Source organism: Novosphingobium profundi (assembly GCF_018491765.1).
Taxonomy (GTDB): domain Bacteria; phylum Pseudomonadota; class Alphaproteobacteria; order Sphingomonadales; family Sphingomonadaceae; genus Novosphingobium; species Novosphingobium profundi.
Genome location: NZ_JABWCU010000015.1, coordinates 1 through 19,498, shown reverse-complemented (window position 1 = coordinate 19,498; position 19,498 = coordinate 1). Strand labels below are relative to the sequence as shown.

The 19,498-nt window shown below is 67.7% G+C and carries 20 protein-coding genes; 13 read left to right on the top strand and 7 right to left on the bottom strand.

Annotated features, from left to right (window positions below):
* Position 1: 1 nt before the first annotated feature.
* Positions 2–889 (bottom strand): LysR family transcriptional regulator, encoded by an 888-nt coding sequence (locus HT136_RS17375; protein WP_214201091.1) that lies wholly within the window; start codon positions 887–889, stop codon positions 2–4.
* Between the two features lie 140 nt (positions 890–1,029).
* On the opposite strand from HT136_RS17375, the gene HT136_RS17370 reads away from it, so the two are divergent.
* From HT136_RS17370 to HT136_RS17345, 6 genes are all read left to right on the top strand, one after another.
* Entirely contained in the window at positions 1,030–2,478 is a 1,449-nt protein-coding gene (locus HT136_RS17370) for an aldehyde dehydrogenase family protein (RefSeq protein ID WP_214201090.1), read from the top strand.
* A 56-nt stretch (positions 2,479–2,534) separates the two neighbouring features.
* Positions 2,535–3,281: a glucose 1-dehydrogenase gene (locus tag HT136_RS17365; RefSeq protein WP_214201089.1), complete on the top strand. Its 747-nt coding sequence runs from the start codon at positions 2,535–2,537 to the stop codon at positions 3,279–3,281.
* 22 nt (positions 3,282–3,303) lie between these two features.
* Positions 3,304–4,407 carry an NAD(P)-dependent alcohol dehydrogenase gene (locus tag HT136_RS17360; protein WP_214201088.1) on the top strand — a complete coding sequence of 368 codons (1,104 nt, stop codon included), beginning with the start codon at positions 3,304–3,306 and terminating at the stop codon, positions 4,405–4,407.
* Positions 4,408–4,431: 24 nt separating this feature from the next.
* A complete protein-coding gene (locus tag HT136_RS17355; RefSeq protein WP_246543859.1) occupies positions 4,432–5,889 on the top strand; it encodes an aldehyde dehydrogenase family protein in 1,458 nt (485 codons plus the stop codon).
* Between the two features lie 200 nt (positions 5,890–6,089).
* Entirely contained in the window at positions 6,090–7,235 is a 1,146-nt protein-coding gene (locus tag HT136_RS17350) for a CaiB/BaiF CoA transferase family protein (RefSeq protein ID WP_214201087.1), read from the top strand.
* Positions 7,232–8,068, top strand: a complete 837-nt coding sequence (locus HT136_RS17345; RefSeq protein ID WP_214201086.1) for an HpcH/HpaI aldolase/citrate lyase family protein — start codon at positions 7,232–7,234, stop codon at positions 8,066–8,068. The genes HT136_RS17350 and HT136_RS17345 overlap by 4 nt, the downstream gene beginning before the upstream one ends.
* On the opposite strand, the gene HT136_RS17340 is transcribed toward HT136_RS17345, so the two are convergent.
* The 3 genes from HT136_RS17340 to HT136_RS17330 all read right to left on the bottom strand — a co-directional run bounded on the left by HT136_RS17340 (position 8,065) and on the right by HT136_RS17330 (position 9,546).
* Positions 8,065–8,331 carry a metal-sensing transcriptional repressor gene (locus HT136_RS17340; protein ID WP_214201085.1) on the bottom strand — a complete coding sequence of 89 codons (267 nt, stop codon included), beginning with the start codon at positions 8,329–8,331 and terminating at the stop codon, positions 8,065–8,067. The two genes, HT136_RS17345 and HT136_RS17340, sit on opposite strands and share 4 nt — an antisense overlap.
* A 15-nt stretch (positions 8,332–8,346) precedes the next feature.
* On the bottom strand, positions 8,347–9,228 hold the full coding sequence (locus tag HT136_RS17335) for a nickel/cobalt efflux transporter (RefSeq protein WP_214201084.1): 882 nt from the start codon (positions 9,226–9,228) through the stop codon (positions 8,347–8,349).
* A 69-nt stretch (positions 9,229–9,297) separates the two neighbouring features.
* On the bottom strand, positions 9,298–9,546 hold the full coding sequence (locus tag HT136_RS17330) for a VOC family protein (protein WP_214201083.1): 249 nt from the start codon (positions 9,544–9,546) through the stop codon (positions 9,298–9,300).
* A gap of 83 nt (positions 9,547–9,629) precedes the next feature.
* Here HT136_RS17330 and HT136_RS17325 point away from each other — a divergent pair, with 83 nt between their 5' ends.
* The 3 genes from HT136_RS17325 (at position 9,630) to HT136_RS17315 (ending at position 11,408) form a co-directional block, all read left to right on the top strand.
* Entirely contained in the window at positions 9,630–9,851 is a 222-nt protein-coding gene (locus HT136_RS17325) for a hypothetical protein (protein WP_214201082.1), read from the top strand.
* A gap of 122 nt (positions 9,852–9,973) precedes the next feature.
* Complete coding sequence (locus tag HT136_RS17320; RefSeq protein WP_214201081.1) at positions 9,974–10,897, top strand: alpha/beta hydrolase; 924 nt, start codon at positions 9,974–9,976, stop codon at positions 10,895–10,897.
* Positions 10,898–11,063: 166 nt separating this feature from the next.
* Positions 11,064–11,408 carry a RidA family protein gene (locus HT136_RS17315; protein ID WP_214201080.1) on the top strand — a complete coding sequence of 115 codons (345 nt, stop codon included), beginning with the start codon at positions 11,064–11,066 and terminating at the stop codon, positions 11,406–11,408.
* A 44-nt stretch (positions 11,409–11,452) separates the two neighbouring features.
* On the opposite strand, the gene HT136_RS17310 is transcribed toward HT136_RS17315, so the two are convergent.
* Entirely contained in the window at positions 11,453–12,391 is a 939-nt protein-coding gene (locus tag HT136_RS17310; RefSeq protein ID WP_214201079.1) for an AEC family transporter, read from the bottom strand.
* Between the two features lie 95 nt (positions 12,392–12,486).
* Between HT136_RS17310 and HT136_RS17305 the strand changes: the two genes are divergently transcribed.
* On the top strand, positions 12,487–13,368 hold the full coding sequence (locus HT136_RS17305) for a LysR family transcriptional regulator (protein WP_214201078.1): 882 nt from the start codon (positions 12,487–12,489) through the stop codon (positions 13,366–13,368).
* 37 nt (positions 13,369–13,405) lie between these two features.
* Here the strand turns inward: HT136_RS17305 and HT136_RS17300 are convergent, their stop codons facing one another.
* Complete coding sequence (locus HT136_RS17300) at positions 13,406–14,365, bottom strand: sugar phosphate isomerase/epimerase family protein (RefSeq protein ID WP_214201077.1); 960 nt, start codon at positions 14,363–14,365, stop codon at positions 13,406–13,408.
* A gap of 142 nt (positions 14,366–14,507) precedes the next feature.
* Entirely contained in the window at positions 14,508–16,490 is a 1,983-nt protein-coding gene (locus HT136_RS17295; protein WP_214201076.1) for a BCCT family transporter, read from the bottom strand.
* A gap of 243 nt (positions 16,491–16,733) precedes the next feature.
* Here HT136_RS17295 and HT136_RS17290 point away from each other — a divergent pair, with 243 nt between their 5' ends.
* The 3 genes from HT136_RS17290 (at position 16,734) to HT136_RS17280 (ending at position 19,493) form a co-directional block, all read left to right on the top strand.
* Positions 16,734–17,174: a DUF1801 domain-containing protein gene (locus tag HT136_RS17290; RefSeq protein ID WP_343222229.1), complete on the top strand. Its 441-nt coding sequence runs from the start codon at positions 16,734–16,736 to the stop codon at positions 17,172–17,174.
* A gap of 83 nt (positions 17,175–17,257) precedes the next feature.
* Positions 17,258–18,376, top strand: a complete 1,119-nt coding sequence (locus tag HT136_RS17285; RefSeq protein ID WP_214201074.1) for a zinc-binding dehydrogenase — start codon at positions 17,258–17,260, stop codon at positions 18,374–18,376.
* 106 nt (positions 18,377–18,482) lie between these two features.
* Positions 18,483–19,493, top strand: coding sequence for a LacI family DNA-binding transcriptional regulator (locus HT136_RS17280; RefSeq protein WP_246543858.1), 1,011 nt, complete (start codon positions 18,483–18,485; stop codon positions 19,491–19,493).
* The last annotated feature ends 5 nt before the right edge of the window (positions 19,494–19,498 follow it).

The following is a 19,498-nucleotide window of genomic DNA, read 5'->3' as shown; positions in this document are numbered from 1 at the left end:
CTCAATCCTCGTTCGCGAGGCTGGCCATGAAGTTGCGCACCGCCGGAGGCAGCAGGCCACCCCGGCGGTGCGCCACGGCCAGTTGGGCCATTGGCGCGTCGCCCGCGATGCGCACGTAGGTGACGCCGTGGCCGTGGATCTGGCACATCGATTCGGGCACCAGCGCGACGCCGACCCCGGCCGCGACCAGGTTCACCGTCGAAGCCATCTGCGGCGCTTCCTGCGCGATGCGTGGCGAAAACCCGGCGTTGCGGCAGGCCGCGATGATGCTGTCGTAGAGCAGGCGGCCATTGGTGCGCGGATAGAGGATGAAGGGATCGCCGGCGAGCTGGACCAGCTCGATCTCGCTTTCCCCGGCCAGGCGATGGCGCGAGGGCAGGGCGACATGCAAGGGTTCGTCGGGCAGGCGCCGGCACACGAGGCCTTCGGTTTCACCCAGAGCCGGGCGCAGGAACGCAAGGTCGAGCGTCGCGTCGAGCAGGCCCTCGAGCAAGTGCGAGGTGGCGCGCTCGACAAGCGAGATGCGCAAGTCCGGATGGCGTTCGCGGAAACGGCCGATCAGCTGGGGCACCAGCGGGTTGAACGAGGCCGAGGAGGTAAATCCGATCGAAATCGTGCCGATTTCGCCGCGCGCGGCGCGCTTGGCGGCCGAGGCCGCCTGTTCGGCCGCCTGCACCGCAGCCTGCGCCAGCGGCATGAAGGCACGGCCCGCCTCGGTCAGCTCCACTCCGCGCGAAAGGCGGTGGAACAGTTGCACCCCCAGTTCGTCCTCCAGGTTGCGGATCTGCTGGCTGAGCGGGGGCTGCCCGATGCCCAGCTTGGCCGCCGCACGGGTGAAATGCAGTTCCTCGGCAATGGCGAGGGCGTAGCGAAGGTGCCTGAGTTCCATATCCAGATCTAATCGAAATGCCCATTAACCGATATTAGACGCGATGACCCAAGCCCCCTATCTCGTCTTTGCAAACGAAACAACGCTTCCGAGCAGGCCCACGGGCCCGATGCCTCGAGGGAGCGTAAAAGGAGAGTGACGTGAAGGTCGATTTCAGCCGCAACTTCATCGCCGGTGCCTGGCACGAGCCGAGCTCGCCCGCGACGCTGCCCATGATCGATCCCGCCACTGGCAAGACTTTCGGCCAGATCGCCGACAGCACCGAGGCCGATGTCGACCTGGCGGTCAAGGCCGCGCGCAAGGCCTTCGACGAGGGTGCCTGGGGCCGCACCACCGCCACCGAACGCGGCCGCATGCTGGCGCGCCTGGGCGAGCTGATCCTGGCCAACGCCGCGGAACTTTCCGCCATCGAGGCGCGCGACACCGGCAAGCCCAAGAGCGTGGCCGACGCCGACATCGTCGCGCTCGCGCGCTACTTCGAATTCTATGGCGCCGCCGCCGACAAGCACCACGGCGAGACCATCCCCTACCTCACCGGCTACCACGTCGGCGTGATCCACGAACCGCACGGCGTGACTGGCCACATCCTGCCCTGGAACTACCCCGCGCAGATGTTCGGGCGCACGCTTGCTCCCTCGCTGGCCGTCGGCAACGCCACCGTGCTCAAGCCCGCCGAGGACGCCTCGGCGAGCGCACTGAGGCTGGTCGAGCTGGCGGCCGAGGCCGGGTTTCCCGAAGGCGCCATCAATGTCGTCACGGGTCGCGGCGCGACGGCGGGTGCGGCGCTTGCCTCGCACCCCGGCGTCGACTTCATGTCGTTCACCGGTTCGCCAGAGGTCGGCCAGATCATCCAGAAGCTTTGCGCCGATCACTACATCACCTGCACGCTTGAACTGGGCGGCAAGTCGCCGCAGATCGTGTTCGCCGACGCCGATTTCGACGCGGCGATCCCGGTCATCGTCAAGGCCATCATCCAGAACAGCGGCCAGACCTGCTCGGCGGGCACACGCCTGCTGATCGAGAAGTCGGCCTATGACGCCTTCATCCCCCGCCTCGTCGAGGCCTTCAACAAGGTGCGCGTGGGTTCGCCCGAGATGGACCGCGACTGCGGCCCGATCATCACCGAGAAGCAGCAGAAGCGGGTGCAGTCGTTCCTCGACAAGGCCAAGGCCGACGGCATTCCCGTCCTCGCCGAGGGCACGATCGATCCGGGCGCGGACGCGAACGGCTTCTATGTCGTGCCGACGCTGCTCGGCCCTGCGCCGCGCGACAATGCGCTGGCGCGCGACGAAGTCTTCGGCCCGGTCCTGACGGTGCTTCCCTTCGAGGACGAGGCCGACGCGGTCCAGCTTGCCAACGACACCGATTACGGCCTTGTCGCCGCGGTCTGGACACGTGACGGCGCCCGGCAGATGCGCCTCGTCAAGAAGGTCCGCGCGGGCCAGGTCTTCGTCAACTGCTACGGCGCGGGCGCGGGCATCGAGCTGCCCTTCGGCGGCTCGGGCAAGAGCGGCCACGGGCGCGAGAAGGGATTCGCCGCGCTCCACGATTTCAGCAAGACCAAGACGATGGTGTTCAACCACGGCTGAGCCATCGCCCGTCCTTCCTCCCATCAACGTACGATAAGACACATTCGGAGAGTACCATGGATCTGAACGGCAAGACCGCCCTCATCACGGGCGCTGCCAGCGGCTTTGGCGAGGCGACCGCGCATCTTTTCGCCGCCAAGGGCGCGCGGGTCGCGATCCTCGACCTGAACCTTGAAAAGGCGCAAGCCGTGGCGGAGGCGATCGGCACCGACAAGGCGATCGCACTGCGCGCCGACGTCAGCAAGCGCGCCGACATCGAGGCCGCCGTCGCCGCGACGACCGAGGCCTTCGGCGTGCCCGACGTGGTCATCAACAACGCAGGCTACACCCACAAGAACCAGCCCGCGCTCGAAGTCGACGAGGAGACCTTCGACAGGGTGCTCTCGGTCAACATCAAGGGCATCTACCTGATGGTCCAGTCGGTCGTGCCCGCGATGCGCGACAACGGTGGGGGCGTGATCCTCAACGTCGGTTCGGTCTCGGGCATCCGGCCGCGCCCGGGCCTTAGCTGGTACGCCGGTTCCAAGGGCGCGACCAATGTCCTGTCCAAGGCGCTGGCGGTCGAATTCGCGCCGATGAACATCCGCGTCAACGCGATCGCGCCGGTCATGGGCGTGACCGGCATGCTTGAGGACTTCATGGGCATGCCCGACACGCCCGAGAACCGCGCGAAGTTCATGGCCTCGATCCCGCTCGGTCGCCTGTGCACCCCCGACGACGTGGCGCAAGCCGCGCTCTACCTTGCCACGGCCGACTACATCACCGGCGTCGAACTGCCCGTCGATGGCGGCCGCTCGGTCTGAGAACGAAGAAGGAGAGAGAACCATGCTGGAAGGTAAGGCTGCGGTCGTTCGCGAAAAGGCGGCACCGCTCACCATTGAGGACGTCACCTTCGGCGAGCCGCGCGAGGACGAGGTCCTGGTGCGCATCGTCGGCACCGGCGTGTGCCACACCGACATGGTGGTGCGCGACCAGGGCTACCCGGTCCCGCTGCCGCTGGTGATCGGCCACGAAGGCGCGGGCGTGGTCGAGAAGGTCGGTGCGGGGGTGAAGAACCTTGTCGTGGGCGACCACGTCGTGCTCGCCTTCGGGCACTGCGGCACCTGCGACAACTGCAAGTCGGGCCTGCCCGGCTATTGCACCGAGTTCTACGACCGCAACTTCAAGGGCGCGCGCATGGATGGCAGCCAGTCCATCTGCGATTGCCACGGCCACGACCTGGGCAGCGCGTTCTTCGCGCAGTCGAGCTTCGGCACGTACGCCATCGCCACCGAGCGCAACGCGGTGAAGATCCGCAAGGACGTGCCGCTCGAGATGATGGGGCCGCTCGGCTGCGGCATCTCGACCGGCGCGGGCGCGGTGCTCAATGCGCTCAAACCCCATGCCGGCTCCTCGATCGCGATCTTCGGCGCGGGCTCGGTCGGCCTTGCCGCGACGATGGCCGCCAAGGCCGTGGGTTGCACCACGATCATCGTCGTCGACCTCCACGACGAGCGCCTCGCGCTGGCGCAGGAGCTGGGCGCGACGCACACCGTCAACGGCGGCACGTGCGACGCGGTCGAGGAAATCCGCGAGCTCAGCGGTGCGGGCGGGGTGGACTTCACGCTCGAATGCACCGGCGTCGCCAAAGTGCTCGAGCAGGCGGTCGACGCGCTGCGGATCCCGGGCATGTGCGGCCTCATCGGCGCTGCAAACCTCGGCGTGCGGGCCAGCCTCGACATGAACACGCTGCTGTTCGGCCGCACCGTGCGTGGCATCATCGAGGGCGACAGCGTGCCGCAGGTCTTCATCCCCCAGCTCATCGAACTGTGGCGCCAGGGCCGTTTCCCCTTCGACAAGCTGATCAAGTTCTACGCCCTCGACGAGATCAACCAGGCGATCGCGGATTCGGAATCGGGCGCGGTCCTGAAGCCGATCGTGAAGCCTTGAGACGAGATATCTGGGAGAATTTGCATGAACGCTGAAACCAAGATCCCCACCCCCGCGACGGTGGACTTCGCAGGCCCCTACCGCCTCTCGATCGCGGGCAAGATGATCGAGACGAACGCCACCTTCGACGTCCTCAACCCGGCGACCAACGAGGTCTTCGCGCAGGCCCCCGAAGGCTCGGCCGAGCAGATGGAAGTGGCGATCGCGGCGGCCAAGGCGGCGTTCCCCGCCTGGGCCGCGCTCAGCGCCGACGAGCGCGGCGCCTACGTCGAAGCCTATGCCGACGCGCTCGAGGCGCACAAGGACGAGCTTATCACGCTGCTCACCCGCGAGCAGGGCAAGCCGCGCCACACGATGGCGACGGGCGAAGTCGAGGCCGCGATCTTCTGGGTGCGCGAAGTCGCCAAGCGCCGCCTGCCGGTCGAGACGCTCGAGGACACCGAGGATCATGTCGTCGAGGTCCACCACACCCCGCTCGGCGTCGTCGGCGCGATCACGCCCTGGAACTTCCCTGTCCTGCTCGGCCTGTGGAAGGTCGCTCCCTGCCTCGTCACCGGCAATACCATGGTGATGAAGCCCTCGCCCTATACGCCGTTGTGCACGCTGCGCTTCGGCGAGATTGCGCAAGGGGTGTTCCCGCCGGGCGTGCTCAACATCGTCTCGGGCGGCAACGCGCTTGGCGCGCAGATGACCGAGCACCCCGACATCGCCAAGATCAGCTTCACCGGTTCGACCGCGACCGGCAAGAAGGTCATGGCTTCGGGTTCCTCGAACCTCAAGCGCATCACGCTGGAACTGGGCGGCAACGACGCGGCCATCGTGCTTGCTGATGCCGACTGGCAGAGTATCGTCCCCACGCTGTTCTGGGCCGCCTTCGGCAATTCGGGCCAGTGGTGCATCGCTTCCAAGCGCATCTACGTCCACCGCTCGATCCACGCCGAATTCGTCAAGGCCTTCGTGGCCTTCGCCAAGGACATGAAGGTGGGGGACGGCATGGACCCGGCGACCGACCTTGGTCCCATCCAGAACCGCATGCAGTACGACAAGCTCAAGAGCCTTTTCGCGGACGTGAAGGACAAGGGCTACAAGGTCCCGCTCGGCGGCGAGATCGACGAGAGCCTGGCGGGCAACTTCGTGCCGGTCACCATCGTCGACAACCCGCCCGAGGACAGCCGCATCGTGCAGGAAGAGCCGTTCGGCCCGATCCTGCCGATCCTCGCCTTCGACGAGGTCGACGAAGTGGTGGCCAAGGCCAACGCCTCGCCGTTCGGCCTGGCCGGTTCGGTCTGGGGACGTGACCGCGAGGCCGCGATCGCGGTCGCCAAGCGGCTCGAGACCGGCACGGTGTGGGTCAACGAGATCCACATCCACGGCATCGACATTCCCTTCGGCGGCCACAAGCAGTCGGGCATGGGCGTCGAGAACGGGGCTGAAGGTCTGGCCGAGTTCACCAACACCAAGACGTACATGTTCCACAAGTGAACCTGCAAGGTTCGCAGTTGGTGGTCCCACCCGGATTCACCGGGGTCACCAACTGCGGACGACCGTGAAGGCCGCCGGGCTACCCGCTCTCTCCTCCTCCCAGCCCGGCGGCCTTCCTCGGGTCCAGCGCCGGCATCGTCGCTTCAGACGGTGCCGCAAGGACCCTCCTTGTCTCTTGAATCCTGGGGAGTTACCCGAAGATGCGTCCGCTTGATGGGATCACCGTCGTCAGTCTCGAACACGCGATCGCCGCGCCTTTCGCCACGCGCCAGCTGGCCGACCTGGGCGCCCGCGTCATCAAGGTCGAGCGCCCCGGCCCCGGCGATTTCGCGCGCGGCTACGACGAGCGCGTCCACGGGCTTTCCTCGCACTTCGTGTGGTGCAACCGCTCGAAGGAGAGCATCGCGCTCGACCTCAAGAGCGACGAGGGGCTCGAGGCCATGCGCCGTCTCGTCGCCAAGGCCGACGTGCTCGTGCAGAACCTTGCGCCTGGTGCCGCCGCACGCATGGGCTTTGACTATGCGAGCCTCAGCGAAGCGCACCCCGGCCTCATCGTATGCGACATCTCGGGCTACGGGCAGGACGGCCCCGACCGCGATCGCAAGGCCTATGACCTGCTGATCCAGGCCGAATCCGGCTTCCTCTCGATCACCGGCACGCCCGACGAAGTCGCCAAGGCGGGCTGCTCGATCGCCGACATCTCCGCGGGCATGTACGCCTATTCGAACATCCTCGCCGCGCTCATCGAGCGCGGGCGCACCGGGAAGGGGCGGCACATCGACGTCTCGATGCTCGAGACGATGGCGGAGTGGATGGGCTTTCCGCTCTACTACGCCTACGACGGCGCGCCGCAGGCCCCGCGCACGGGCGCCTACCACGCGACGATCTACCCTTACGGCCCGTTCCGGACCGCCGACGGCGAAGTCATGTTCGGCATCCAGAACGAGCGTGAATGGGCCTCGTTCTGCGAGAACGTGCTGGGGCAGGGCGAATTGACGCTCGACCCCCGCTTTTCGCCCAACTCGGCGCGCTCGGCCAACCGCGAGGAGCTTGCCGGGATTATCGCCGCGGTGCTGGGCGCGATGCCGACCCGCGAGGTTCTCGCCGCGCTCGACACCGCACGCATCGCCAACGCGCAAGTCAACGACATGGCCGGGCTCTGGTCGCACCGCCAGCTCGAGGCGCGCGGGCGTTGGCGCGAAGTGGCCACGCAGGCGGGGCCCGTTCCCGCGCTGCTCCCCCCCGGCCAGCGCGAAGCCTGCATGGACCCCGTCCCCGCGCCGGGCGAGCACACCGCCGCGATCCTCGCCGAGATCGGCCTTTCGCCCGCGGACCAGCAGGCATGAGTCATCCCGAAGCGGGGGCGCGGATCGCCGAAGCCCGGCATTTCCTCTTCGTTCCGGCCAACCGGCCCGAGCGTTTCGCCAATGCGGCGGGATGCGGCGCCGACCTCGCGATCCTCGACCTCGAGGACGCGGTGCCGGCGGCCGACAAAGTGGCCGCGCGCGCCAATGTGCGCGATTGGCTCGAGGCCGGCGGGCAAGCGATGGTGCGCATCAACGCGGCCGACACGCCCTGGTTCGAGGACGATCTCAAGCTGCTGGCCCATCCCGGCCTCATCGGGGTGATGCTGCCCAAGGCCGAACCCGGTGCTGCGCTGGCGCGCGTGGCGGGGCTCGCGCCCGTCCTCGCCCTCGTCGAAAGCGCTTGCGGGGTGGCCGATATGGGCCGGATCGCGCAGTGCGAGGGCGTCGTGCGCCTTGCGCTCGGCACCATCGATTTGGCACTCGACCTCGGCCTTGCGGGCGACGACCGGCTGCTCGATCCGCTGCGCCTGCAGATGACCCTTGCCAGCCGGGTCGCGCGTCTTGCCCCGCCGGTCGAGGGGGTGACCCCCGATTTTCGCGACGAGGCGGCGAACCGGGCCGCGATGGCGCATGGGCGCTCGTTCGGCTTTGCCGCCAAAATGTGCATCCATCCCATGCAGATCGCCCCGGTCGAGGCGGCATTGGCGCCGAGCGAGGCCGAGATCGAACAGGCCCGCCGCATCGTCGCAGCCGACCGCGCTTCGGCGGGCGCGGCGGTCGCGCTCGATGGTGCGATGGTCGATCGGCCGATCGTCGAGCGCGCCTACCGGCTGCTCGAAAGACTGGAAGGGCCGCGCCAGGTCGCGCCCTAGAGATACTTCGCCAGTTCGCCGAGCTTGGCCAGTTCCTCGCGCACGTCGCCGGGCAGGGGTCCGATCATGTCTTCGAGATGATGCTCGATATGGTCGGTCACGATCAGCGTCTTGGCCTTTTCGAGCGCGGCGACGACGGCCTGCATCTGCTGCGCGATCTTGAGCCCGTCGTCCCCCTCCTCGATCATGCGGATGATGCTCGAGAGATGGCCGCTCGCGCGGCGCAGGCGGTTGAGCAGGTCGGGACTGGCGGCGTGGCTCATCGTCGGGTCCTCGCGTCAGGGGAGGGTAAGGTAGCCCTGCAACGCCAGATAGGCGCCCAGGCACAGGATCAGGAGGCCGCTGGCATAGGGTGCCTTGCGCACCAGTGAACCGAAACCGCCGAAGGTCTTGCGTGCATAGCGCAAGCTGAGTGCGGCGATGACGCCCGACATCACCATGGTGAGCGCAAGGCCGACGCTGAAGCACAGCACCAGCACCGAGCCCAGCGCCACGCGCTTGAGCTGCAGGCACAGCAACAGCACCGTGATCGCGCCGGGGCAGGGGATCAGGCCTCCGGTCAGGCCGAACAGCACGATCTGCCCGGTGGTGACCGAACGCCCGGCGAAGCGGCGGCGGATGTCTTCGGCGTGCTGGCGTTCGTGCGCGTCCTGATAGCCGCCGTCGGTGAGGTCCAGGGCATGTTCGAGTTCGGGCTCGAGATGGGTGTGATGATCATGGTCGTGACCATGATGCGAATGCCCATGGGGTTCATGCTCGTGCACATGCCCATGGTGCCCGTGATCGTGATCGTGATCGTGATCGTGATCGTGATCGTGATCGTAGTGGATGCGCCAGAGCATCCAGAGCGCAACCGCGACGATCAAGAGGCCCGAGGCGAACTGGAAATAGGGCTCGATGCCTTCGGGGCTAAGCCCGTCGAACAGGTAGACACCGCCAAGCGCGACGAGCCAGACGACGGCGGTGTGCGACAGTGTCGCGGCGAGGCCCAGCAGCACCGCCTGGCGCACCGTTCCGCGCACGGCGACGATGAAGGCGGCCATCATCGTCTTCGAGTGGCCCGGCTCGAGCCCGTGGAGGGCGCCGAGCAGGATGGCGCTCGGGATGAACAGCCAGGCGTGGGCAGAGCCCTGTTGCAGCAATTGGGGAAGCGCGGTCATGGCGATTCCCTAGCGCAATTGCCATGACATTCCCATCCCCCCAGGGGGGATGGGAATGCCGTGCCGGTGTCAGGCGTAGGCGCCAGCCGAATAGGTCAACTCGTAACTGTGGCTGTAGACCTCGAGGATGTTGCCGAAGGGGTCCTCGCAATAGACCATGTGGTAGAGCTTCTCACCGGGAAAGTACTCGCGCACGGGCATGCGCCCCGACGACGCACGCCTGCGGGTGACGCCCTTCGTCGAGCAACCGCTCGAACTGGTGGTACCCGCCAGATGCACTTCGGCGCAGTGGGAAGACCTGGCGCACCTGGGCGTCATCGATCATCCCGACGGCAAGGCGATGGCGCGCCGCCTGCTGTCCTTGCGCTTTCCGCGCAGCCCCCGGAATCGCGCACATCCCCGTGCGTGGCTTCACGAATCAGATTTCGCTCATCCTCGAGCCAGTGGCGCGCGGCCCCGGGTTCACGGTGCTGTCGCGCTACGCGCGCCTCGTCTTCCACAGCCCTGAGCGCATCCGCGTCGTCGAGGCGGGCGAGCCGGTCGTCGACACCTTGTGGCTCCAGTGCCGCAGCGAATGGCCGCTCAGCGCGCAGACCCGCAGGCCGCCTAGGCACCGTCCATAGCGCCGCCCTATGGTACACTGAAAATTCGATATTTTTCCGGGGCGCCGCCGCACGCTAGGTCCTTCGCAAAAGGAACGCGCAAAGGCACTCGCACAAGCGCGCAAGGAGAGGAAGGATCCCCGATGAAGAAATGGCTTTTGAGCGCCGCGCTCGTTCTGCTGACGCCGGTAACTGCCCAGGCGCAACAAGTGGTAATCGAGGATGCGCGAAAGCCCGATTTCCAGGGTGAAATGGCGCTCTATCCCTCGTCCCAGGCGCCAGATGCCGAGCAGTGGACCCACATGGTGGTGACCATTGGGGGATCGACGATCGACAGCGTCGCGGCGCGCAACGTCACGCACCCCACGCTCATTCCCTTCCTGCCCGCTGCGGGCACCGGCACGGGTGCGGCGGTGATCGTCGCGCCCGGCGGGGCCTTCCTGTCGCTGGCGATGGACGGCGAGGGGACCAAGGTGGCGCAATGGTTCGCAAAGCACGGTGTCGCGGCCTTCGTGCTCAAGTACCGCCTCAATCCGACCCCGCGCGACAACCAGGCTTTCCTCGCGGCGCTGGGCAAGCGCTTTGCGGGCGCTGCAAACGGATCGAACCAGGACGCCAAGGAACCGCGGGCGACCGAAGATGCCCTCGCCGCGCTTGCGCTCGTGCGCGGCCGGGCCAAGGACTGGGGTATCGACCCGCACCGGGTCGGCATGATCGGCTTTTCCGCCGGCGCGCAGACGGCGAAGCTCGCCACGCTCGGTGCACCGGCGGGCGGGCGGCCGGACTTCCTGGGCTACGTCTACGGTCCGATGGAGGCGGTTGCGGTCCCCGCCGATGCCCCGCCGATGTTCGCCGCGCTCGCGATGGACGACGGCCTGTTCGGCGGCAAGGGCTTCGGGATCGTCGATGCGTGGCACAAGGCAGGGGGCAAGGTCGAACTGCACGCCTACCAGACCGGCGACCACGGCTTCGGCGCGGGGCGGCCCGGCACTACCACCATGGGCCTGCTGCCCCAGTTCCTCGACTGGCTGGAACTCAATCGCTTCGTGCCCCGCCAGCCAGACTGATCGCGCAGCGTCGAGCGCGGGAGGGCGATCGGGGCGCGGCCTTGGCGCCGAAAAACGGGGTCTGGGCGATCAAGGCCGATGATCTTTGCGGCGCGCGCGGCTAAGGGCCCAGGTTCCCTTTCCCGGCGCGGTGCTTCGGCCCGCCCATCAGCCAACAAGGACGACCATGACCGTAACCCGTATCGAAGCGGACGATCGCATGAGCCAGATCGTGATCCACGGCGAGACGATCTACCTCTCGGGCCAGTGCGAGCCCGGCGAGACCGTGGCCGAGCAGACTCGTGCGGTGCTCGCCGAGATCGAGCGGCTGCTGGCCCTTGCGGGCAGCTCGAAGGCCCATATCCTGATGGCGCAGATCTGGCTGGCGGACATGGCCGACTTTGCCGCGATGAACACGGTGTGGGACGCCTGGGTCGCCGATGGTCCCAAGCCGGCGCGTGCCACGGGCGAATCGAAGCTCGCCTCGGACGCCTACAAGATCGAGATCATCGTCACCGCCGCCAAGGCCTGACCCACCGGCCCTCCGCACGCGTGCGAGGGGCCGGTGGGTCAACGTCACGCGATGGCGGCCAGGTAGAGCGTAATCGTCACCAGCGAAAGGATCGTCGAGGCGAGGATCGTGCGCGAGGTGACCGTCGCCTCGCGCCGGTAGAATTCGGCGACCATGAAGGGCCCGGTGCCGGTCGGCAGCGCGGCGAGGAGCACTGCGGCGTGCAACAGGGCCGGGGGCAGGTGGAAAAGCCAGGCCCCGATCACCCAGGTCAGGGCCGGGTGTGCGATGAGCTTGAGAGCGGTCAGCAATGCGGTCGCACCGCGCTGGGGATCGGCGCCCTGCGCGCGTGGCTCGGCGAGGAAGAGGCCGAGCGCGACGAGCGCGCAGGGCGAGGCGGCAGCGCCCAGGAGCTTGAGGAAACTCTCGAGGGGATGGGGCAGGGCGAACCCCGAGGCCATCAGCACCCCGCCCAGCACAGGCGCGACGAGCAGCGGGTTGCGACCGAGCGATCCGGCGACCTTCACCGCCATGCGGCGCGGGTGCCGCTCGGTCTGCAGGCCGGCTTCGAGCAGGACCAGCGCGAGCGCGAAGAGCACGCAGACGGTCAGGATGGTCGCGATCAGCGTCGGCGTCAGCATGGCCTTGCCGAAGACCGCGAGGGCAAGCGGGAATCCCATGAAGCCGGTGTTCGCATAGGACGCGTTGAGACCGTCGATCGCCGCGTCGGCCAGATGGCGCGGACGGCGCAGGCGCACCAGCAAGGCCAGCGCGAAGATGGCCAGCGTCGCGAGCCCGAACGTGGCCACGAAGCGCGGTTGCCAGATCTCGTGCCACTGCGCGGTCGCGACGATGTCGATGAGCAGCGCGGGCAAGGCGAGGTAGACGACGAAGCGGTTGAGCTCGCTCGTCGCCTGCGGGCCGAACACGCCGATGCGGCGCGAGAGCCAGCCTGCGAAGATGAGGGCGAAGATCGGCAGGACCGTGCCGAGAACCGAAAGCATGGGGCAACCTCGATGGTGGAAGCGGCCCGGCTAGTCGGCTATATCGATACATTCCAATGCTATCTCATGTATCGATTGATGCAGAAAAGGTATTCATGGTCGACATCCGCCAGCTGCGCTATTTCATCACCGTCGCCGAAACGCTGCATTTTGGACGCGCCGCGCAGATCCTCCACGTCAGCCAGCCTCCGCTGAGCCGACAGGTGCAGGCGCTGGAGCGGGATCTGGGCGTCACGCTCATCGAGCGCAATTCGCGCCATGCCCGCCTGACGGCAAGCGGCGAGCGCTTTCTCGACGAGGCGCGGGGCGTGGTTGCGGCGCTGGACCAGGCCTGCCGCAACGCGCAGCTTGTCGCGGCGGGGAGCCTGGGCGAGTTGCGCATCGGTTTCATGATGCACGCCGCGCACAGCAGCCTCCCACCCATCGTCAAGCGCTTCATGGAAGAGCGCCCGGAGGTTGATCTGCAGCTGAAGGAGACGTTGCCCTCCGAAATCCTCGACCAGGTCCTGCGCGGCGATCTTGATGCCGCGATCACGTTCGGGCAGGGCGCGGTCAAGGGACTGGCGATCGAGCCGATCCTGCGCGAGCCGCTGATCCTCGCCGCGCCGGACGATCATCCCCTGGCAGGCCGTGGTCCGATCACGCCCGCGATGATCGCCGAGGAAGGCCTGATCGTCACGCCCCGGATCGTCGCCCCTCCGCTGCGCGCGGCGATCGACAGCTATTTCGCCGCCGGGCAGGCCGTGCCCCGCGTACGCCTCGAGACGCAGCTCCAGCACACGATCATCAGCCTCGTCGCGCAGGGCATCGGGATTGCCCTCGTTCCCCATTCGATGGCGAGGCTGGGGACCCGGGGCGTGCGTTTCGCTTCGCTCGACGAAGCGCCCGAAATCGAACACGCGCTGGTGTGGCGCACCGACAACCGCAACCCGGCGCTGCCCTTCTTCACCCGACTTGGCGGGCTTGGGAGGGCGTGATCCGCGCCCCTGTCCGTCCGGGCTGGACGCGTGAGCCTCAGCCGGCGAGGAAGCGGTAGCTGTCGGCAAGCGAGACGAAGCGGTCGACGGTATAGGGCGGCTCCTGCTCGACGTAGAAGTGGCGCACGCCGGCCGCGTAGGCGGCGGGAAGCACCCGGTCCCAGTCGAGCATGCCCGCGCCGACCGAAGCGGGGTCCTGGCGGAAGGCGAAGTTCGGTGTGGTCGAGGCCAGGATGTCCTTCACGTGGACCTTGTCGACCCGGCCCGTGTAGCGCGAAACGAAGGCCGCCGGATCGAGCCCTGCGGCCGCGACCCAGCCCAGGTCGATCTCGAGCCGCACGAGCCTGGGGTCGGTGCGTTCCATCAGGATGTCCCAGCCCGTGGGGCCACCCTCGATCGGTTCGAACTCGACGTTGTGGTTGTGGTAGGCAAGGCTGATGCCGTGCGGGGCGAAGGCGGCGGCGCGCGCATTGAGGAGGTCGGCGGTGCGCTCCCACAGGCCGGTGCCCTGGCTGCGCGCGGCGCGGTGGAGATAGGCGGCGAAGGGCTCGTTTTCCATGCGCGCGACGTCGCGCGGAAAGATGAACATGGGCAGGACCGCCGCGCGTGTGCCCAGTATGGACAGGTCTTCGACAAGGCGGTCGGTATCGTCCTGTGAGGAGCCGATCAGGCTGTCGCCAAGGTGGATGCTGGTGATCGCGAGGCCCGCGCCGTCGGCCGCCTCGCGCAGGGTCCTGGCGGTGTATCCGTGCAATCCGGCGAGTTCGACCGATCGGTAGCCGATCTGCGCGATCCGCGCGAAAGTACCGGCCAAGTCCTGGCGCACCAGATCATCGACCGTATAGACCTGGATGCCGACCGCAAGGCCCTTGCGGGCGAGGAAACCGTCTGCCTTCGCAGGCGCCCCGGAGCCAGAGACGGCAAGGGCGGGAACGGCCAGGGCCCCGCTCATGGCGGCGATGGCGGACAGGATCGTGCGGCGGTCACAGTGGCTCATCGGGTCCCCGATCTTGGACGCGCGCGGGCGTGTTGCGCGCGCCTTGTCTATGCGGGGTGGCGCGGGGCCCGGCAATCAAATCTTCCTCGGCTCGCATTCCGGGTCGGAAAAGGGAGGGCAAGTGCCCGTTCGTGCCCTTTGCTCAGGCGATGCGGCGCAAGTGGCGAAAGGCCGCGTAGCGGTGCACGATTTCGTGGATCAGCTGGTCGGGCGTGTAGCCGGTCACGTCATGGGGCTGGTCACCGTGCGGGCTCTGGGCCATCGCCCGGTAATGCAGCTTCTCGCCGCTCTGGGCTTTGCGCGTTTCGGCCCAGGCAAAGCTCGGGGTGCGGAAGCTGCGCAGTCGGACGCTGTAGCTGAAGGCACCGCGATCGCCGTGATCGACGGCAAGCGTGATGTGGTCAGGCTCGTGCGAGACGCGCGGCGCCAGTCCGCCACTCGTCATCTCCCGTGCGACGGCGTCGAAGGCAGGGGCGGCGGTTCCCGCGATGAAGGCGCGCACTTCGGCCTCCTTGTAGAAGTGCACGATGCTGGCGAGGCGCTGCTGCCAGCCCAGCGTGCCGTTGTCGGGCTCGGCGGCGCCGGACAGGTCGAGGCTGGTCGCGACGGCTTCGGCCTGGAGCGCGCGCAGCAGGCCATAGCAGATGAAGATCATCACCACGCAGAAGGGCAGGGCGCTGGCGATGGCCGCCGTCTGGAGCGCCTGGAGACCGCCTGCGAGAAGAAGCACGGCCGCGACCGCGCCCGCGCAGACCGCCCAGAACACGCGCTGCCAGACCGGGGTGTTCTCGGCCGCGCCGGACGTGATCATGTCGATCACGAGCGCGCCGGAATCGGCAGAGGTCACGAAGAAGGTGATGACCAGCAGCGTCGCCAGCCCCGAGGCGAGAGTGGAGAGCGGGAGGTGTTCGAGGACCTCGAACAGCGCGACCGGCAGATTGTTGGCGACCGTCGCCGCGATTGGCGCTTCGCCGCTCATGTCGAGCGCGATGGCGGTATTTCCGAATACGGTCATCCACAGGAAGGTGAAGAGGACGGGCACGAGCAGCACGCCGGTCACGAATTCGCGGATCGTGCGGCCGCGCGAAATGCGCGCGATGAACATGCCCACGAAGGGCGACCAGGCGATCCACCACCCCCAGTAGAACAGCGTCCAGTTGCCCAGCCACGGGTTCGGCTCATAGGCGTACATGCGGAAAGTACGCTGCACCACCGAACCAAGGTACGCCCCGATGTTCTGCACGTAGGCCTGCAGCAGGAAGACCGTCGATCCGGCGCAGAGCACGAAGAGCAGGAGCGCGATGGCCAGCACGATGTTCAGTTCGGACAGGCGCTTCACGCCCTTGTCGAGCCCGGCCACGACCGAGAGCGTGGCCATGCCGGTAATCGCCGCGATCAGCACGAGCTGGACCGTGCTGCTGGTGGGAACTCCGAAGAGATGGTGGAAGCCCGCATTCACCTGGAGCACGCCGAGGCCGAGCGAGGTCGCCACGCCGAACATCGTGCCCAGCACCGCGAAGATGTCGATGGCGTGGCCGATCGGGCCGTGGATGCGTCGTCCGATCAGCGGGAACAGCGCCGAGCGGATGGTCAGCGGCAATCCCCGCCGGAAGGCGAAGTAGGCCAGGGCGAGGCCGACGACGATGTAGATGGCCCAGGCGTGAAGCCCCCAATGGAAGAACGTCAGCACCAGCGCCTGCCGCGCGGCCTCGACCGTCTTGCCGTCGCCGACCGGGGGAAGTGCGTAGTGCTGGATCGGTTCGGCCACGCCGAAGAAGATGAGACCGATCCCCATGCCGGCGCTGAACAGCATGGCGAACCACGAGATGTAGCTGTATTCCGGTACGCTGTCGTCGGGGCCGAGCTTTGTGTCGCCGTAGCGGCTGAGCATCAGGTAGATCGCGAAGAGCAGGAAGCCGGCGACGCACACGATGTAGAACCAGCCGAAGTCGTGCACGATGCTGGCCTGCACCGCGGTGAACAGCGTGCCCGCACGTTCGGGAAACATCGCTCCGAAGGCCGCGAAGGCGATGATGAGGATGGCCGAGATGTAGAAGACCGGTGGATTTACGCGGATCCGGGGCGCGGTTTGCGCAAGAGCCGGTTCGTGTGCTTTCTCGTTCATCCTTGCCCCTGTCCTGCGGTCCATCCTGAGGAACTACCTGTGAAGGCAATTGTTGCGCGATGATACCCTCGCGAAGGCCCGGGGTGAAGCGCGCATATGCTTGTCGGTCCGGGTGGCCGAACACGATGGATGTGCCAAATTTTCAAGGTTTAGCGGCTCGTCGGGCGAGGGCACGCTCGCACCGCGCGCGGACGTCCTTGGCCTGCGCGGCGTATTTGCGGCGGCGCTGGTCTCGCCGCGGCCATGACGCGCTGGCCGTTGTGCGATGGAGGAGAGCCTGGCATTCTCGCGCGCATGGCCGCAACCACTGGCACCTTCGAGCAGATCGTTGCCCTCGAACCCCGGCACGCGCACCTGCTTTGCGCGGTGCGGGAACGGGTACGGGAGCTGCATCCCGGCGTCGTGGAGGTAGCTCGCCCGGGGGATCGGGCCGTCAGTTGGGGGTGGGGCCCGAAGAAGATGAGCGAAGCCTACGTGTTCGCGCTGCCCTACAAGCATCACGTCAATCTCGGCTTCTATCGGGGCGCGATCCTGCCCGACCCTCAAGGACGGCTTCAAGGCAGCGGCAAGGCGCTGCGCCATGTCTCGCTCACCCGGATCGAACAGCTGGACGACCTCGCCGTGCGTGCGCTGCTGCTGGCAGCACGCGACGAACGGCGTGAGGCGCTTGGCCAGGGCACCTGAACGCCGGCGATGCGCGCAGCCGTGAACCGGTTGTAAGCCCGCCTCGTTCCACTACCTATGATCCGTAATCAAGGAAGGACACGATGACGTTGACAGGCCGCGAGATGCGCACCCGCGTCGATCAGGATGGTACCCTGACGATTTCCCTCGAAGAGGTCGCTCTGGGCGAGCCGGGTGACGACGAAGTCATCGTGCGCGTCGAGGCCGCTCCCATCAATCCCAGCGACCTCGGGCTGCTCCTGGGACCGGCCGATATTTCGACGCTGGAGACGCTGGACGAGGGCTCCCTTCGTTTTCAGGTGCCTGAGGCCCGTTTGGCGGGCGTGCGCGGCCGGCTCGGCCAGTCGCTGGCGATCGGCAACGAGGGGGCGGGGACGGTCGTCGCTGCGGGGCGCGCGGCCAAGTCGCTCGAAGGGAAGATCGTCGGCATGATCGGCGGCGGCATGTACGCGGACTACCGAAGGATCGCGGCGCGAGATGTCATCGCCCTTCCGGACGGGGCCAGCGCGGAACAAGGCGCGGCCATGTTCGTGAACCCGCTCACGGCGCTCGGCTTCGTCGAAACCGCGCGCCGAGAGGGCCACAAGGCCATCGTCCATACCGCCGCCGCCTCGAACCTGGGGCAGATGGTGCAGAAGATCTGCCTGGCCGACGGCGTCGGGCTCGTCAATGTCGTGCGCTCGCCCGAACAGGCGCAGATCTTGCGCGACATCGGTGCACGCCATGTGGTCAACAGCCGGGAGCCCGATTTCAGCGAGCAGCTGACCGCGGCAATCCGGGAAACCGGCGCGACGATCGCGTTCGACGCGATCGGCGGCGGCACCCTGGGCAGCGAGATCCTGCGCGCGATGGAGCGCGCCGCGCTCGAAAATGCGAGCAGCTACAGCCGCTACGGCTCCGACACGTTCAAGCAGCTCTACATCTACGGCGCGCTCGATCCTGCTCCCACCACGCTCGAGCGCATGGCGTTCGGCTTTCAATGGTCCGTCGGTGGCTGGCTGCTCTTCCCATTCCTGCAAAAGGCCGGGCCCGAGGTGGCCGCCCGGCTGCGTGCACGCGTTCAGGCCGAACTCACGACGACTTTCGCCAGTCGCTATACCGAGGTCGTCGGCCTGGCACAGGCGCTCCACCCCGATGTCCTGCGCCGCTACGAGCGCAAGGCGACGGGGGAGAAGTTCCTGATCGATCCGCGCCGGGGATGACCGCCGATCGTCACCGCCTTGGTGTCCTGGAGCTGAGCGGGATTGGACTTGATCGCCCCGGTGCAGCGGCTAAGCCATCGGCATGAAGGACCAAGGTGATCCCCGCATGGGGAGTGAGACGAGGATCGGCGATGTCGCGCAGGCCGCGGGCGTTTCGATCCGCACCGTGTCGCGGGTCCTCAACAAGTCCCCCAAGGTCAACGCGGCGACGCGCGCGAAGATCGAGCAGGCCATTGCCGAGCTCAATTTCCGCCCGAGCGCGCGGGCGCGGGCGCTGGCCTTGCGCCGCTCGTTCCTGATCGGCCTCATCCACAACGATCGCAACGCGCTCGTGCTCGATGCGATCCAGCGCGGCGTCAGCGCGCTCGCCGCCGCGAACGGCTACGAGGTCATCGTCCACTCGACCCCGCTCGAGGCGGCCGAAGCGATCCGCGACGTGCTCGATTTCGTCGAACGCTCGCGCGTCGACGGCCTTGTCGTGCTGCCGCCGGTCTCGGGGGTGACAGGGCTCGGCGCGGCGCTCGCGGCGCAGCCGATCCGCGCGGTGGCGCTGTCCTCGGTGGGCCTCGAGGGGTTCAGCGAGGTCCTTATCAACGCCGAGCGCGAGGCGGGAGCCGACGTGGCGCGCTACCTGCTCGAGCTTGGCCACCGCGATCTGGGTCTCGTCAACGGACCGGCCGACACCGCCTCGGCGACCGAGCGGCGCGCCGGTTTCCTCGCCGAGGCCGCGCGCGCCGGCGCGAAGGTGCGCGAGGCGCCGGGCGACTACGATTTCGCCTCGGGGGTCGCGGCGGCGGAGCATCTCCTGGGCACGGGCGCGCGGCCGAGCGCGATCTTCGCGGCCAACGACATCATGGCCGCGGGCGTGCTCAAGGTGGCCGCGGCGCGGCGCATCGCGGTGCCCGGCGACCTCTCGGTCATCGGCTTCGACGGCAGCCTGCTGACGCGCATGCTCAGCCCTTCGCTGACCTCGGTGCTGCGCCCCTTCGGCGAGATGGCGGCGCTGGCGGCCGAGCGGCTCATCGCCCGGATCGAGGAGCGCGCGCCGCCCGAACGCCGCCTGCCCACGATGCGGATCGTGCCCGCCGAATCGACCGGCCCCGCGCCGGTTGCCTAGAGCGC